Source organism: Paenibacillus sp. FSL L8-0663, from assembly GCF_038008125.1.
Taxonomy (GTDB): Bacteria; Bacillota; Bacilli; order Paenibacillales; family Paenibacillaceae; genus Paenibacillus; species Paenibacillus polymyxa_D.
Window position 1 is genome coordinate 13,279 of sequence record NZ_JBBOYM010000002.1, and the last position, 17,191, is coordinate 30,469.

General features: G+C 34.2%; 17 protein-coding genes and 1 pseudogene. 2 read left to right on the forward strand and 16 right to left on the reverse strand.

The window, feature by feature from the left end; all coding sequences use genetic code 11:
• Positions 1 to 32 precede the first annotated feature (32 nt).
• The 7 genes and pseudogenes from MKY75_RS25450 to MKY75_RS25485 form a co-directional block, all read right to left on the reverse strand.
• A complete protein-coding gene (locus MKY75_RS25450) occupies positions 33 to 668 on the reverse strand; it encodes a hypothetical protein (RefSeq protein ID WP_165145194.1) in 636 nt (211 codons plus the stop codon).
• Positions 669 to 700: 32 nt separating this feature from the next.
• Complete coding sequence (locus MKY75_RS25455) at positions 701 to 946, reverse strand: hypothetical protein (RefSeq protein WP_238437673.1); 246 nt, start codon at positions 944 to 946, stop codon at positions 701 to 703.
• A gap of 78 nt (positions 947 to 1,024) precedes the next feature.
• Positions 1,025 to 1,306: a hypothetical protein gene (locus MKY75_RS25460; protein ID WP_238437674.1), complete on the reverse strand. Its 282-nt coding sequence runs from the start codon at positions 1,304 to 1,306 to the stop codon at positions 1,025 to 1,027.
• A 39-nt stretch (positions 1,307 to 1,345) separates the two neighbouring features.
• The gene (locus MKY75_RS25465; protein ID WP_165145191.1) at positions 1,346 to 1,882 is read right to left on the reverse strand and encodes a hypothetical protein; all 537 of its coding nucleotides are present in this window, start codon (positions 1,880 to 1,882) and stop codon (positions 1,346 to 1,348) included.
• A 39-nt stretch (positions 1,883 to 1,921) separates the two neighbouring features.
• Positions 1,922 to 3,261 (reverse strand): annotated as a pseudogene (locus MKY75_RS25470) (AbiJ-related protein).
• Positions 3,262 to 3,796: 535 nt separating this feature from the next.
• On the reverse strand, positions 3,797 to 4,924 hold the full coding sequence (locus MKY75_RS25480; protein ID WP_165145258.1) for a site-specific integrase: 1,128 nt from the start codon (positions 4,922 to 4,924) through the stop codon (positions 3,797 to 3,799).
• Between the two features lie 99 nt (positions 4,925 to 5,023).
• A complete protein-coding gene (locus tag MKY75_RS25485) occupies positions 5,024 to 5,209 on the reverse strand; it encodes a helix-turn-helix domain-containing protein (RefSeq protein WP_013309546.1) in 186 nt (61 codons plus the stop codon).
• A 290-nt stretch (positions 5,210 to 5,499) separates the two neighbouring features.
• On the opposite strand from MKY75_RS25485, the gene MKY75_RS25670 reads away from it, so the two are divergent.
• Entirely contained in the window at positions 5,500 to 5,892 is a 393-nt protein-coding gene (locus MKY75_RS25670) for a competence protein ComK (protein WP_425312577.1), read from the forward strand.
• A 151-nt stretch (positions 5,893 to 6,043) separates the two neighbouring features.
• Here MKY75_RS25670 and MKY75_RS25490 read toward each other — a convergent pair whose 3' ends face one another.
• Together MKY75_RS25490 and MKY75_RS25495 are read right to left on the reverse strand one after the other, a co-directional pair.
• The gene (locus MKY75_RS25490; RefSeq protein ID WP_340887148.1) at positions 6,044 to 8,392 is read right to left on the reverse strand and encodes a hypothetical protein; all 2,349 of its coding nucleotides are present in this window, start codon (positions 8,390 to 8,392) and stop codon (positions 6,044 to 6,046) included.
• An 899-nt stretch (positions 8,393 to 9,291) separates the two neighbouring features.
• Entirely contained in the window at positions 9,292 to 10,023 is a 732-nt protein-coding gene (locus MKY75_RS25495; protein ID WP_165181704.1) for a hypothetical protein, read from the reverse strand.
• A gap of 135 nt (positions 10,024 to 10,158) precedes the next feature.
• On the opposite strand from MKY75_RS25495, the gene MKY75_RS25500 reads away from it, so the two are divergent.
• Positions 10,159 to 10,512: a hypothetical protein gene (locus tag MKY75_RS25500; RefSeq protein WP_165145249.1), complete on the forward strand. Its 354-nt coding sequence runs from the start codon at positions 10,159 to 10,161 to the stop codon at positions 10,510 to 10,512.
• Between the two features lie 550 nt (positions 10,513 to 11,062).
• Here MKY75_RS25500 and MKY75_RS25505 read toward each other — a convergent pair.
• From MKY75_RS25505 to MKY75_RS25535, 7 genes are all read right to left on the reverse strand, one after another.
• Positions 11,063 to 11,347: a contact-dependent growth inhibition system immunity protein gene (locus MKY75_RS25505; protein ID WP_071558868.1), complete on the reverse strand. Its 285-nt coding sequence runs from the start codon at positions 11,345 to 11,347 to the stop codon at positions 11,063 to 11,065.
• Between the two features lie 256 nt (positions 11,348 to 11,603).
• Positions 11,604 to 11,900, reverse strand: a complete 297-nt coding sequence (locus MKY75_RS25510) for a hypothetical protein (protein ID WP_165145243.1) — start codon at positions 11,898 to 11,900, stop codon at positions 11,604 to 11,606.
• On the reverse strand, positions 11,900 to 12,793 hold the full coding sequence (locus MKY75_RS25515) for an FtsX-like permease family protein (protein ID WP_340887149.1): 894 nt from the start codon (positions 12,791 to 12,793) through the stop codon (positions 11,900 to 11,902). Before MKY75_RS25515 ends, MKY75_RS25510 begins: the two co-directional genes overlap by 1 nt.
• Positions 12,794 to 13,122: 329 nt before the next feature.
• A complete protein-coding gene (locus MKY75_RS25520; protein WP_340887151.1) occupies positions 13,123 to 13,959 on the reverse strand; it encodes an ABC transporter permease in 837 nt (278 codons plus the stop codon).
• A gap of 258 nt (positions 13,960 to 14,217) precedes the next feature.
• Entirely contained in the window at positions 14,218 to 14,664 is a 447-nt protein-coding gene (locus MKY75_RS25525; RefSeq protein WP_039272836.1) for a hypothetical protein, read from the reverse strand.
• A gap of 1,178 nt (positions 14,665 to 15,842) precedes the next feature.
• Positions 15,843 to 16,097, reverse strand: coding sequence for a CPCC family cysteine-rich protein (locus tag MKY75_RS25530; RefSeq protein WP_165145235.1), 255 nt, complete (start codon positions 16,095 to 16,097; stop codon positions 15,843 to 15,845).
• 20 nt (positions 16,098 to 16,117) lie between these two features.
• Positions 16,118 to 17,191: WXG100 family type VII secretion target (locus MKY75_RS25535; RefSeq protein WP_340887152.1), on the reverse strand; the 1,074-nt coding region annotated here is incomplete at its 5' end.

The following is a 17,191-nucleotide window of genomic DNA, read 5'->3' on the forward strand; positions in this document are numbered from 1 at the left end:
ACAACGTTGATAGTTTAAAATCTACATTTCATTTACTTTAGAAGATCTCTGTATTTAAAAAAGTAGTCCTTCAAAATAAGGTCATCAATCATTGTAAATTCTTCAACATCATTTGATGTCGTGTCAACTCTCCATATACGGTTTTTGATTGACTTTTGATGATTCCATAGATCATCATAGTTATTTAAATTTGACTCAAAGACAAAAAACTTTCCTTGTTCTTTGAAAACGCCATAATTAACAAGAAGTACATATGGAACATACTTAAATATTAAACCTTTGTAATACCAAATATCGCTTTTATTTGCAGCTATCAACATTTCCTTGTACTGACTATAACTTAAATTGTTATTAAGTAAATGTTTACATCTTAAATAGACTTTATCTAAATGTTGAGATGTGAGTTCTTTCATTAAATGTGCGTTATATTCATCACGTTCTGTTGGCCTTAGTCCCTCATACCGCTTACGATTTGACTCAATTGATGGACAATTTGTATTACTTTCATGATAAAAATGTGCAGCTACGTTACCTACAGATGATTTCGCCCTAATCTTTAGGATATTTTTGCACAAATCGCATACTGGAAACTCTTCTGGAAAAAAGCGAAGCCAGTCATCAATATGGTATTTCATCCCTGTGGTTTGGTGGTATGCATAAAACGGCAATTTAGGTCGCACCTTCTTCCTTCAATTTTACTCTATTTAAAATCTAGTTTTCTTTCTTTATATTCCTCGTACATTGAGTCTTCCATCATACTTCTGTGCATTTCGGCTATCTCGTTAGAATAATCATCAACAGTAATTTCGTATCTTGCGTCTTCAAGAAAAAAACGTAAGTCTTCGATATGATCCGTGAAAAAATCATAACTTAAGTCATATGCGATTCTCATTTTAACCAATAATTCAAGCATCTGCTCATTGGAAAGATTGATTTCATAATGCATAAACTGATTCCTTATCTTATTGAGATAATTAATTGCTATTACATAGGTATTTAATTCGTCTTATTGCTTCGTTTAATGTCACAATCTCCAAAAGAGGATTAACATCCATAACATTCTCTTTTCCTTTTTCCAGCTATTCTTTTTTGCTGTCATATATTTATCCAAATCAGCAAAAATTAAATACTCTTCATAATTCTTAAGGATTAATTTAAAAAGAATTTCTATACCATGATTGAGCGATATTACAGCATCTTTTAAATTATGAGATAGCCCATCTTCTAAAGAGGGCAATTTTTCTATTATTAAATAAGCCGCTTTTAGTGAATCAGCGCCATTTTCAGCTAACCCCATTTTAATCATTACCTGTTCACCTCTATTGTTAATAAATCATGCCTTTGATCAATTTTGTTTCTCTAAAGTTTGAAACAGGCTGTTTATTTCTTCTATAATTTGAAAAATAGTGTCATAGGCAACTAATCCCCATTGCGATTGCATGGATGGATGAAACGACATGTTTCTTAGTTCTCTAATAGCATCATACCGGGCTTTCTTCTCATGTGGAATATTCCCACTATTTATAAGTTTTTGAATCATGTCTGAAAGCTGAAGTCTCTTTTTACCTCTAGTGCTAAAATTAGATCCATAAACCCTTTTATGTACACTAGATATTGCAGCTTCAAACGCTTTATAAGATTGCTCTTGCGAAAGAGTAAAAAAAGTCCAATATAAATACCCATAAGCATATAATGCCTTAGATACTTCAATCAATTCTTTTATGTCATCAGGAACTAATTCATCAATTGTAATTTTATCAACGAAATTAAGAATATCGTCCTCAGTGACAGCCCACTGTTCACCTGTCTCAAAATTCACTGCTCCAAAGTTTTTTATTATATCATCAGGTTTATAGTAATTCTCAGTGGTTATTTTCTTCATATGCTAACCTCTATCCTCATACAATATAAAATAGTTATTTCAATTGATCTCATACCTTAAAAAGAGCTTACTAAAAAAATCAAGTACCATTTTATCTACATTGTTTTCATTTATAAATTCAAATCCTCCGAATCTGAAAACTTCATACCCTAAAAGTCTAAGATCTCTATCAGCTTTCATCATCTCAGCATATTTCTTAGGGTTTGGTTTATTATCCTCAGTAGAATAGTGTTGTTTACCATCAATCTCGATTACGATTCGAACGTTATTTGGTAATAGCAATAAAAAGTCCATTCGTTGTCTCACTAAGCGTGTTTCATTCGGTACTATTTTAGTAACATAGGGGTCATAATGAAGATATACCTGAGGTATCAAAGCAGGTAAACTATTACCCATTCTTTCTCTAAAGTGCTTGAAATAAAATTTAAAAAAGTTTCTTTCTGGCCCTTTATCTAATGACCTAATCAAACGCTTGTACATCGCTCGTTCAACATTTATTCCTTCTTCCTCAGATTGCTTATCTCCCCACCAAGTTACTAATTCTCTCCACAATAATCCTTCCAAAATTGGCAGATCATACACTAGACAAAACTCTTGATTTTTAACTATAGCTATCTCATTGTTAATCGAATCGCTTATAACAATTTCAGGTTTAGGGCCATCTGCAGCGAATATAAGATTTTTAAATTCTCCTTTAACACCTTTAGTAGTTTTTATAATGGTGTATAATGGATAACCTGATATCTGTGAGGTCACTTGCATTTTGTATCCATCTTTAACTAAATGATAATTCAATTTTTCAATAAATTGAGGATCAACCTCGCTTCTGACACGCGGATGGACAATTTGTTCTGTGAAACGAATGAATTTTTCATCTGTAATATTATAAATCTCAAGAACATCTTCAAATAATTCTTGAAATGACCAATCATCATTTGCTATCATATGCTGAGTTATGTCCCCAGTTGCATTAAAAACCTCGAATCTGTTGAAGGCATGGAATCTAAATCCCATGTTCTCTTCAGAAAGTCAATTAAATTCATATCACCTTCAATGTACCCTAGCGACAATATTTCTTTAACAATGTTTTTTCTTGTTATCTGTGTGATATTAAATATTCCCCTTGGAGAGATCGTATTTAGCATTCTATTTAAATCAACAGAATTATAATCTTTTGCCACTCTCTTGGCTAAATCAATTAGAAATAATTGATCTTTACCTCTTAGTCTACGTTCTACATATTTAGACTTACCCGCAAAGGCCTCGCTTTCTTCACCGCCGTCTAAGCCGTAACTAGAACAGATGTCTGGTATATCGTATGACTTCACCTCAGATGCTAGAAAAGATGCTATATGTTGAACTAACTCTATATGATTCATTTTTCACCTCGAAATCTGAATAATGATGAAATAAACCTTTAATAATAGGAACAATATACCATAAATCAGTACACGTTCGAGTATAAATTTTTTGATTCCGAACACTTTACAATTGACATACTCCTTGGACGCTCCCATGTTCGTTCTAATGCTGTTGTCCACATTATGAATAGGGAAAATCTTAAAATCCCCGTAACTCTCACCTGCGTTGGTTATCAGATTCCTTTGATCAGAACTCACAGGAGTATAATGCACAGTCACATGCTTGTCCTCCTCCAAAAGGTCACAAATACGGTCACAAAATTCAGTCATTTATAAGATTTTAATAGTATGAATCAGTACAGATCAGTAAATTGAAAATTGCTATGAAAGCTTGTCCTGCTTGACTTTAAAGCTTAAACAGCGAAAAATTTCACTACCCTAAATTCGGTACATCTTAGACGCACCACACATGATGTAGAACCATCAGAAAAGCCTTTTATATCAACAGTTTTTAGGCAACAACCCATTTGAGGTCACAAAAAGGTCACAAAAATCACAACATGATCATCTGCTCAAGCTCATCGGCTACCTCTTGTTGCATACTAGGAAGTACATGACTGTACGTATCCAGCGTGACAGATATCTTACTGTGACCTAATCTCTCTGAGATCACTTTGACATTCATTTTCTTTTCCAACAGCATCGTCGCATGGGTATGCCTCATATCATGGAAACGGATATGCGGAAGCTTGGCACTTAAAACATCTCTTTTATAAGCCTTGGACAAATTAGCAGGGAACACTGTTTTACCATTTTTTAAGTTGAAAATAACAATATCCATATCGATAAAAGCGTCTCCAAACTCTCTTTTCCACTTTACTTTGTAAACTTCATGTAGCCTACGCTGTTCTTCAAGAATTGCAATCAGTTGATTAGGTATAGATATTTTACGTTCCCCGGCGGTAGTTTTAGCTCCAGATTTGATCCGAGTTCCATAATGAGCAAGCGTTTGTCTAATGATAATTGTCTTTGATTCAAAATCAATATCCTTCCATCTTAATCCTAAAATCTCCCCTTGCCGCATTCCTGCTAATAAAGCGAGTCCATAAACACAATGATAACGATCTTCTTTGGTACATTGGAGAAAATGATTCACTTGTTCCAGCGTCCAAATAGACATTTCTTTTTTTATTCGCTTGGGAAGTGTCACTTTTCGCATGGGATTTTCTTCTATGAAGCCATATTCAATTGCCTTATCAAATACTTTTTTGACCATCGTTGTAATGCGATCTATCGTATTCCTCGCAAAATTCTTCTTGTGCAACTCATTCACGAAATTTTGACATTTCAATAAATCAAAATTTTGCAACTTTATTTTTCCGAATTTAGGCTTAATATGATTTTTGAAATACAACTTGTTATTGTAAAGCGTTGTTTCTCCACATTCATGAATCCGGATGTTATCCAGCCAGTAAACCATAAACTCATTGAGTGTAGTGTTATCTTTCCTGATATATTCTTTATTCTTCACATCATTCTGAAGCTCAATCATCTTATCATTTGCTTCACGTTTTGTCTTAAAGCCTTTTCTGCGGATTTGCCGCCTCTTCCCCGTTTCATCGTAATAACCGAAAACAAAATCCCATTTTTTTGTCTTCTCATTAACAAAAGGTTCTGCCATTTAAAACTCCCTTCTTGTGACAATAAGAAAGGAGGTCAAGCATGTGACTAAAAGTAATCATACCACATGAAAGCCTCCCTATAACCTACTTGTAATCAGCTATAATCGACCTTTCATCCAGTCTTCAAACACATCTTCATGCACCAGATATCTGGTTCCTAATTTTATGGTGTAAAACTGCTTGGATTTAATTAACTCATATGCCTTGTCTCGCCCAATTCCCATCTTACGCATAATATCGGTCACACCAATCATAACTCTTCCACTTTCCATCGTTTTAGTCATCACGCTCACCTCAAAATACTCCTATGTATGTTTTAATTTGTCCTATTCCATTCCTTGTTTAACTACTTCATAAATCTTGCCGTGCTATTTCTCAACTTCTTATGTATAGACTCTAGCTTGTCTTCTTAGCTTCCAAATTTATAGTCTTCCCTCTTGTGCTAATCGAAACCATATACGCCCTAAAACAACATTTACGCCTGTGTGAGGCCACTCTATGTTCATGCTCACTCTGCTGGTCACTCTTTAAATACAACAACTGATTGTAAAATGCCAATTTTATAAACTATCCATTGAACATTAACCAGAGAAATCCATACATTAAAGCGATTAGTCCTATAATACCGAACAAGCAAAAAAGTAAAAGTATAAGAACAAATTTTTTACCTTCCATAATAACCACCTCATTAAAGAATATAAAACAGGTAGAAGAAATCGACTACTTCATTTCATCTAATTCTACAAACCGCCTCTATGGTAAAGTCTATGCTGCTTGCATGGGAAACGTAAAGATGAGTCCCCAAATTAATTTTAACGCTCATAACCCTATAGATTTATCTATGAATAAACAGGTGTTGTTCTTCCCTATACAAATACCCATCCCAAAACGAAGCATCTTGATTTCTTATAGACTAATCAGAAAAAAAAGATCACTAAAGACAAGTCAAACATCTATTTATTTTTGACTAATACTTTGCTTATTCTGTTATCTACCTGTCAACTAAATGTGCCTATTAAAGCACCTCATAATGTTACTACTCTTTAGTCTAATGATATGAGGTGCTTAGGAACAGCAATTTAGTTGACACTTCTATAATCAGATTATCAATATAAAGTTTAATCTCTGCATTTAAGAACATTAGATACATATTGTCTCGAACATCCAACTAATGAAGCTATCTGAGCATTAGATAGACTTAAATCATGTTGCTTTAATCGTAGGATATGTGAAGCTTTGTCTTCTAATTGTTTACCTTGTTCTGATATTTCTTGATGATAAACGAAACCTTTTATATGTATAGGAATGTCAAACTGCTTTCTCAACAGCTTATTTACTCTTGCCCTACGATACTCCTGATTAGAAATAATTGCTGGTACATTCACAGATAGTTTTTTAGCTAGAAACCCATAACGCCACTTCTGAAATCCAACATCATTATCTAGTACAGCTAATGAATCTAATTCATCCGACTTCTTTTTAGGTATGTACTTGAAGCTGTCTTTGTATCGTTGCTTCATATTGAAATCTGAGATATCTATATGCTCAATAATCTCATTGTCATATGTCCATCCCTTGACCTGAATTAACTCATTTACAATTCGCTTAATTTCCTGTGAAATGGATTGATTTAGACCGGGTATCTCCTCTTCTGATCGGTCAGGGAAAACACGATTTCCCTCTTCTACTCCACACAGGCTGATCAATTGTTCACGATTAAAGTTTGAAATTGTTAAATGATTCTGATAAAAGAGTTGGCTCATCTCTTCAGCTAGTATAAGCCGTTCAGTATCCATGCTAACTATCTCATAATATCTCGCTATATTATTATAATGGAGATTACTATTCTTACGAGATTCCTTTTGATACTGTTCAATTCTTCTTTGCATTTCATCGGGTAATTGGTCAACCCCAACACAATTGAGCAGATACATAAATATCATGATTACTACTTTGGTATTGGCCTTATTAATGCTGTGTAAATCTGAATTCTCGCTTAATAACTCCTCTATGACCTTCCTCATTGGTGCGAACACAATAGCGTTACTTGAATCCATATTCCTCATTTTAGAAAGTTGGGGAAGTTTTCTCCTTGCTATCTCATGGATCTGGATCAGCAGCCCCAATGTACCTTTAGTTTTCAGAAACTTCGTTAGGTATGGATAGTTCTCTTGTAAATCTATGTCGTACTTGAATCGTTCCAGAAACTCAATGTTAAATTCAATAAGTCTCTCTTGATCTAATTGCCATTCTGTTTTAACCTCGGCAATATTGTACAATTCTTTTAAATAGTCGAATGCTTTATGTATAGGAAGCCTTGTTATTCTCTCTATAATCTGAACAATATTATAATGGACTCCACATCGAGAACTGTGGCATTTATAAAACCAATTATCGTCATAGGAGTATATGTTTCCGCTGGTTGGATTGCTGCTATTGTGAAAAATACAATACAACCTATCAGAATCTATCCCAAGTAGGTGCTTTAAATTTTGCTTCTTCAAGAATTGCCTGATATCATCCCGGTCTATATAGCTCAGATCATCTTGGTTATCTAATCCTAGCCTTTTCTTTAGTTCTGGAATTCCTTCAAACCCTTTGCTGATTATAGGGATGTTACCGATATTCATTGAAGAATAATCTATCCCTACTCTGGATGGAAGACCTTTCTTTTTTGATAGGAGCTTAGTATTATATGTGGGTGCTTTACGTGAATTAACACATAACAAAGTGTCTGTTTGAACATGTACCTTCTCAACAACTTTCCTAAGACGAATAATCAAATCTTCTGCATCATACCTGACACTTCGATTCCATTCCTCAAGCTTTATTGTAAATGGATCATTTGAATCTTTAAGATGTAAAGTGTCAGGTACTCTCAGCAATCGAGCTGTATTCTTTACAGCCATATCCCCGTTATATATGTAAATTAAAAGCCCTTCTAGTGTTTCAAATTGGTGTCTCTGTGTATCTTTATTGAGCAAATAATATACATGAAACCCATTTTTCGTTTCCACAATTGCGCTTGGAGGAATCCCACGTTGTTTTAATTCAGAAACACGACACCTGAATATCTGCTTATAGTTGAGTTTCTCGGTTTTATTAAGCGAATAAAATTTGGATTTTACCTTCTCCTGTAATTCATTAGGGCTTCCAGTAAACCCAGCAGCAACAAATGCATACTCAATCTCATCTTTGATATCCATATCGATAAAATAAGCACGAAATTCAGTTATGTTATCATTTTTGTAACCGCCACCATTAGGCAAAAAGTAAATACCGTAACCGTTTTTATTCCATTCCTCAAATTCTTCGTTTGCTTCTTTGCTGTAGTATTTCATTTTACTTTTATAAACCTTACTTTTAAGCAAGCGTTCTTCTTCATTACCTTCAAATATGTATGAAAAATTTGTTTTTCCGTTGTTAGCTGTAACTTGGATAAAATCTCGTGTCTGTTCATAAGCCAAAACTATATACTTCTCCCTTCAATTTTTATACTAAAAAATATCTTTGACTAAAGATAAATAAAGAAAGCAAAATCATGAGTCACTCCACTTTTATTATAGAGCTATCCTATTTCTTTATAATAAAATTTTCAAAGATCGCACAACAAATAAACTTAACGAGCCATTTCAGATAGAACAAATAAAAACAATATTAAGTTTACCAATATTAAAACTATTTTAATTCCATCTATCCAATCTAGTAGGCATTCTATCTACTTGCTGTATTTTAAAATCTACTTTTTAATTGTAACCGTGGTAAAGCAATATGTATTGTCAACTACTTAACTTTCATTCTCTTTGATTCCGTTTCACCTTCGCCCCACTTTGTTTCTCCTTTTCTTTGTGATTCCAACTGAAGCCTGTCACGCTTTGGTTGATATATCCATAGTATATCATGGGAATATATCTGTCAACAGAAGATTGAAATAATCCAATTTTTTTACAATCTGAAGTTGTGCGTGTGCATCGGCATGTGAATATCAGAAATGTATATAATAAAGAAAAAATTTGAGTCGCTATTAATTGGCTCTAATTGAACCCACTCTATTCATTTTCTCCAATGCTTTCAGCAACATCTTTTAGATGATACTTTGGGTCTCTCCAATAGTATTGGCGACATCCTTTATAGACCACCGTCCAAAGGTCGGGCGCTCTGTCGACCACCAAATACAACAATTTTCTCGCGTGGAATATTGGAGCAAGGTGAATGCAAATACTATTCCCCTTTATTCAGATTAAATTACTATAAAAAAGTTCACCCCATTTTCCTGGAGTGAACTTTCATATTGCCATCTCATTAATCTTTCTAACCTGAAAATACTTTTTCCTACATTATATGAGATAGTACATTACAATTCAGATTAGTAATTTACATCTATTGGATACTCAATGTTAATAGGTTTTTTTGTTCCATTAACATAAGTGTACCCAGCATTTTCCGCTTGTCTTCCTTGGTAAACATTACCAAGATAATAATCATAATAATCATATCGAACAACAGTTGTATTATACTGATCGTAGTTGATAGCTGCGTAATAGTTTCTTGTTTTGTACGGTGAGCTTTCAGGAGGGCCAGAGTATACATCTGTAGTATTGTAAGTTTTAGACACTGTACCACTTACATTTCCTGTCAGACTTTCCTTAACTATATATGCAATATTTGCATCAACCGTTGCTGTAATTGAAACTGTTCCACTTACTGTAAGGCTAGAACTACGTGTTGCAGTTCGTCCTTTGGCTACACTAACAATAAGTGTTTGTTTTTGAATTGGCCCAACAGAATATCCAGTAATTTTGTTACTACCAAGTGCATACTCTGACTTCACATAAACGCGGTGATCCCCAGCTTGAGGTGTTATCACAGAATTTTTCTCAACGAGCTTTGGATCAACAAATTCAACACGCGCGTTCGGATTCCCTTGTTGTTCAAATCTGGTAATTGCAGATGATGGAACATCTTGAATACTGGACTCTGTAATTTCAGCGGTTGTGTTTTGAATGGCATTGTCTGAATTTTCTTCAGCAAAAGACACTGGAGCAAAGACAGCTAGAGCAGTTGATAGGGATAAAATTACTGCGGTAAGTTTCTTCAAAAATCATCATCCTTTTTTCTAATTTTTGTAATACAATGTATTTATTCTGCATAAAAATTCTATTTCCTTCTTTTTGTAGCATAAATTTAGAAAAAAATGCTATAGTATAAATATCATTACCAAGGAGTGGTGCAAATGAATAAAGATAAAGATTTCAAAATAGTAATATCCTCAATAATACTTGGTGGTTCTTTTATAATTGGAAGCTATATTAATGCACATTTTAGTTCCAACGAAAAAATTCTTACCCCTCAGATATCGCAATCTTCTTTAAGCGATAGCGTTTTAAACAAAGAAGAAGCAGCAGCATATCTAAAGATTCCCGTGACACAACTAGACAATATTATAAAAAGAGACACAGAACAAAAAAAGAAACTATCGGTTTATGACACTTATCAATTTATTCCTTACGCTGATCTAGATGGACATATAGTATTTCAAAAAGATAACTTAAATAAATGGTTGGATTTCATCACGCAAAAAAAATAATGCCATCAACGTTTGCTTCGGGGTTACAAAAGTATACTTAAAATACGGAACGTCTGATCTTCTAAAACAGACTCTACAAAAAGAAGTATAAGTTGTACTATTATATCTTTATACCTTTATAAGGAGAGATATTATGAATTATAGAGTTACTGACACTCATGTTTATGTCTTGGATTCCCATGATACAATTCACGATGTACTGTGCTTCCCTAGATCAAACCAAGACTATAAAGATTTAGTTGATATGACAGTGAAACACATGAGATAACAAACATTGACGATTTTAAAGTATTTGACCACAGTCGAGTGACTGCTCCTTCAAAGGGCGGTTTCTTTTACACCCAGGAGTTCCTAATCCCTATCTTAAAACTGGTAAATGAGAATAAACTGTAAGATGAACACAAAAGGACTCTGCCAACATAATACATGGCTGGAGTCCTTTTGCTTTGAGGAATATTCATGATGGTGCTTTAAATTCCTCCGTGGTGACCTGTTAGTTCGTAATTAGACCTTTTTGTCGTATTTATTCTATCGCTCTACAAGATAATTTTTATTTATCTCCGTGTAATTTTGTCAGTAACAACTCAATCATGCGCTCAATCTTTTTAATGTTCAAATTTCTTTGTCCATATAAATAAACAAATTCTTGTACACTATCCCAAGTCTTTAGTTCATTTATTTCTTCGATCTCCTGAGTCAGACCTTCAACATAAGCAGGTAACTCCCTACTTTTGAACTCCTCAATTAAGTTCTCTAAATCAGCGAAATCCATACTCCAATTAAAGTAACTCTCTATAAAATACTTCAAATTTTCATAACTCACTTCTTGTTTCATATATTACTCTCCTCTTTTATTTAAATACAGGATAACCCGTAATAATTCTATATCCGATAGGCATAGAGGAATCTTTTACTAAATACAGTTGGGACTTTGATAAGTCATTTGTTACATGCTTTGAAGATGAGTTTCCTCCATTCTTTGAATATGGAGATCAGCAGCAATTTGACATAAAAATGCCACATCCAATTAACAGGGATGTGGCATTCTATTTTGGTTGTAACTTTACACTAAAGCATTTGTAGTATATTCGCTACACAGGAACGATTTTTCCATCTACTATTGAATATAATTTCTTGCATATATTTGCAACAACTTGATTATGAGTTACCATTGCAATTGTGACACCCGATCTATTAAGAGCTTGAAGTATTTCCAATATGTCTGATTCTGCTGACTCGTCTAAAGCACCTGTTGGCTCATCTGCCAAAATTATTTTCGGTTTTCTGATAAGCGCCAAATCTCCATGATCTACATTGAAAGAGGCGTCGGAAAGTATCACTCTTGAACCGTAAGATTTATTTATATTCTTTAATGCAATTACACTCATTAGTTCCCACCTCGTATTGTTTTCGACAACTTTATTCTATTCACAGAAATACATGGAGGAATAAAAGATAGTAGTGAAAGTGTGAAGCTGAAAATAAGTAGAATAGGAATATTTATATTTTGAGAAATCATAAATGAAAACAAAGCTGCAATACATAATGATACCAAATTAACAAAAAATATCTCAAAAAGAATTGAAAGATTTATTACTGCTCTTCTTGTACCGTTTGCAATCATGATTCCATATGTGTATTTACGGAGAGTGATTTTAGCTATGAGATTTGTTGAAATGCTGAATAGCGAAACAAAAGCAATGACAAATGAAAATATAAATAGAACTTTTTGTAATTGCTCTCCTTCTAGCCCCCACATCGTAAGATAAAAATTTGAGACTCCTTCTACAACATATGGCTCGACATCAAGTTGTAAACTTTTTTGCGTGAACAGATCTTGGATTTTTTGTGCCGAAAGAGAAGATTGGATGTAGCCACTTGTTTTATCCAAAAATAGTTTTAACATAAAACTTCTATCTTGTGCATGAATATTGTCTACTTCCAACGATGGGAATACAACAAGTTTATCCAAGTATTTCAAAGCGTATCCATTATTATAAAAGCTGTGCTGCCCCAAAAAGCCAATTACTTTACACTTTAAATTTACTCCCATATATCCCACGTGTATGATTTGTTTCAACTTAAAATAATCTTTATATTCATAACCCAAAATTATAGGAATAACGTCATTTTTAACGTTATAATCTCCAGCTTGAAATAATCTACCTTCAGAAGTCTGGATAGCAAAATGGTCAATAAACTGTTGATTCACTTGAATACTTTCATATGCGTCTGGGGTTTCGTGTCCAGCTTCATATCCATATTGAAACTTTGCAGGCAAGCCTTGCACATCTAGAAAAAGATTTTGTCTGCTTGCAATAATGTACTTAAAACTTGGATTCGTTTTTTCCCACTCGTACAGCTCATTTAAGACCTTGAGGTTATCCGATTGAGCAAGAAAGTTTTCTCCTCATCATTGAAAAAATTGTCATTAACCTTGTATAAAGAGGAGGTAGCATTTTGAACATTTGATGCAAGTTCATGTGTATGTGTAGCCAAGCTTAATGTCAAAATAACCAAAATGTACGAAGCAGTACATTGTAAGATGGAAAGTATGGTTTTTCGTTTATGTTGTTTTAATGAATCAATAAGCAAATTGAGCATCACAGATCACCTTTGTGTCATCTTAATATAAGAGATACCGATCACTAAAAATGAAAACAATAAAAGCAGGATCGTCGCCCCTAACATAGCCGGTTGAAGGCTTAGCTCGACATCATGCATATATTTTCCGAAAAACCAAGAAGAGCCAAGAGCCGATATTAAGCTCAACAATAGTATTGGGAAAAAATCTTTCCACACATCTATTAATATTTTCTTTTTAGTGTAACCGTTGCTCCATTTGATCTTCATTTCAGTATTCTTTTTTTCGTTCCAAAAGATCATTACCGATAAGCTATTTACAAAGAGTACGAAAATAAAAATTATGGATGTAATTAATTGATTTTTACCTCTATCAATTAGATGCAAAATATTAACATTTTCCTTATTGTATACAGAAACTTGCCCAAACATTTTTTCGTTGCCAATAAAATTCAAACCATTTTGTATGGTTGAACTGCTAACAATATATTCAACACTGGAAGTGATATTATCGGCACTCAAGTTCAGTAAAATTGTCCGATCTATTCTAGTAGGTATATTGTAACCAATAATCCCTATGACCTCATAATCCATATGATTATATTCGACATATTTTTTTTCATTTATGGTTTTATTTATGGGGACATCTCTACCAATAACTGCAACATGCGAATTAGATATGAAATCAGATTCAGAAAAAAACCTTCCACTTATTAAATTGGGTGGAACATAGTCTCCCTTATATATAACACCTCGAATATCCTCTCCTTGCCCGTAAAACCTTCCGAATAATACAGTATCATTTGGTAATGCCTCATATAAAGAAGTAAAGTCAAGTTCAGTTTTTGATGTTTTGAAAAACAAGGCATTATCATCATAAAAGTTATTGCTTAGTTTTTTACGAGATTTACGTTTTCATTATAAAACAATGTAAATAAGCAAGAGAAACTGAACAGGGTAATAGCGATAAATAAAAGCACATCTAAAACTTTGAAACGAGTTATACGAATATTGTTCATAATGTATCCTCCAAGGTAGGTAACAAGGTGAATTGTTTGGTGAATTTTTTATTATAGAATTACTAAAAACAGAGATTCATATCAGAAATAATTCGTTGAAAAATTAGATACCGTAGTATGTTTTGGCTACACCGGATCTGAGTGCGTTATAGTTTTCCCAATCAGAACGAGCATAGGATCTTCCTTGGTTGGCGCTCCATACTCGTCCAGAATCTCCATACACTGATCCAGTCAATTGTTCAAAACGTGCTCTCGTATAACTGTCTAGCTTTGTCTTCCCTTGCTGGGCCTGAGTGTTTCCCCAAACCTGTCTGTTGTTTCCATCCCAATCAATTCCGTGATTGTGATCGTATGTTATAGAAGCATTGTCTAATGGAGTAATTGAATTAACAGTTACGTTACTAGGGATATGCAATTCTTCCTTGGTTGAGATCACCAAGTTTGGATCAACTGCTTGGTTAGGTTCTGCCGCACTGTCGGCAGCATACGCGGGAACACTCGCTAATAAAAGACATGAACTCAATGCAAGGCCCATAATTTTTTTCTTCATGAATAAATAAACTCCCTTTCTTCTAAATTCACCTTGATACCCATGAAAAATTATACTTCTAGTCCATTTTCTTGTAAAGTAGGATTATCAATCCACGTGTGTGGTTCTTTTGAAAAAGTAGTGATTCATTAGCAATATCCTCCTGTGTTTTGCCAAAGTCAAATTATTTGACTTTTTATCTTTTCGTGAATGCTGATTTCCCCTATCTCATAAGTTATCTCCTCTCCAACTCAGCAATGACTTAGCAAGTTTTCAGCAATACAAAAAAGGTTAGACGGACAATTCCATCTAACCTTCACACAAATTTTTTATGATTTATTGATCTTCCTTGCTTCCCATTGACTCGTTTTAGGAATGATTAAAATCCTCTGCGGTAACCTGTAGGGTTCGCAATTAGACCCATTTGCTTATATGAGATTGTTAAAGCAGTGTTTTTAAGGTTTGAGTTGTACGTGTGGTCTGCTTTTTTAGCTATTGAATTACTAACACCTGCTGCTTGTATGCTTGCTCCAAAAACAAAAACAAAGAAAAAGACAATAAAAAGTATGTTATTTTTCTCATAAATATTCCTCTTCATCCTTCCTTGATATAATTACTGACCAAATTCAGATTGATATTGGAGCAAGACAAGTTAAAGTTGACGCACTTGTTTTGAATCAAGGTGTATGCAAATACCATCCCCCTTTATTGAGATTAGATAACTATATAAAAAAAGCTCACTCCCATTTTTATTATTAAAGGAGCAAGCTCACAAATAAATTATTTTGTAACATTAATTATCTTTTCAGCAATTAACAGACATTCTTCAATACTTTTATCGAATTCCTTTTTAAAAGATTGAGCAAATACAAAATGAATCTGCTGCTAATTCTTCTATAGAGTTTGTTTCCTTACTTTTTTCATATATTTTACGTATTTCTGAATAATATTCATCTTCTAGTAGAGATATATTTCACTTGGGTTCCATTCATTAATCATTTGTACGATATCACTGTTCATTTCTTCTATATAACCTTATTTCACGGAATTTAGCTGTTGAACAGTACTTTTAAAAAAACAAATGATTCCTACCATTACCCTGTAAGAGGGGATTTTCCATACTTCACTACAGAATCCACCAAATTCCGTACTAGTAATTCTCACCAAACGTATCTCATCCTCTAAGACTCGCTTTTATATTAATCACTCTCAGTATTGTTTTCTGGAAGTTCTTCCGATACTGGTTTTCTGACCTTATCTATAAATCTCTCTTCGGAAGCTCCAAAAGTTTTATAATTTTTTTGCGCTATGTTCAAAGAAATCTTATTTGCTCCCATGACTATATCAGGATTATTGTGTGCAACAGTATCATACTGCCAATAACAAACTTCACAGATATCAAAATCCTCTTCAACTGTAAAATTACCGCAACAAGGGCATTTTTTCGTATCCATCTTAATTGCCTCTCTTTATTTTATTTTGGACTATATAAACTAATTTGCTCTAACCAGTATTCCAACCCATCCTCAGGTTTGAAATAAGTTGAGATTCCTCCGTACTTATTAATTATCCCAAATTCATTTGTAGCAGAATCATATCTGAAGTATGTTCCTTCGTTTGAGACAAAAGTCTGAGTTGTGGACGTTGGGCGTTTTTCTAAAAATTCTCTTGCATCATGTAAATATGATTCTGGTGAATCATAATCGTGCTTATTGGCATGTCTATCTAATGTACTTTTACCTTTACTATTCATAAAATCCACTTCTGGATTACGAGTTCCGTCATAGGGTTTAGCATAATTCCCCCCTTCGTCCCCCCCCTTAAGAGCATGAGGCGTACTCTCTGGCTTAGCTCCCGAAGAAGAAGTAGATTTAGCTGAGCCGCCACCCTCTCCTTTCCCCATCTGCCACAATTCTGCTGAGCTTTCTCCTACTCCTTTTGCACTTTTAACCGCAGTTGTAGCTCCATGCGCCGCCAAAGCTGCCGACCCAATTAATCCGGGTACCCCAATTATACTCCCTACACCTGTAGATGAAATAGCAACGGATAATCCTTCTCCACCTAATCCAGCTACTACCTCACCTGCACCTTGCAATGTTGTAGCTACATTTCCGAGAATTTCTCCTACTTTAGCTGCCATGGGATGATCATAATTCCGTTCTTTATCAGGCCATATCCCCAATGTCAAATTCCCCTGAATAGCTCCTTTTGCTCCCTGTGCAGTATCCCAAAGGATTTCTCTTTGAAGTTTGCTAGCTTCCAATTGAGCTTCAGACTTGGTAATCTCAGCTTGTCCAATCTGTTCAAAGATTTTATGTAACCAACCTTCACCTGTGGATGCCGTTTTAACAGGGGTGTCAAGCCACGGCACATCCAGTACAACTTTTTCCCCGTCCACCTGTGTAAAACTTTTTGAAATAAAGATGAGTTCTTGTGCAACCATAGATAATCGCTCAAGCGTCACACTCATGGATTGTCGAGAAACCTGAAATTCCTGAAAAAATCTCTCTTGGGTGGCTCCAGACCAGCCTTGTTGGACAAAATCAAT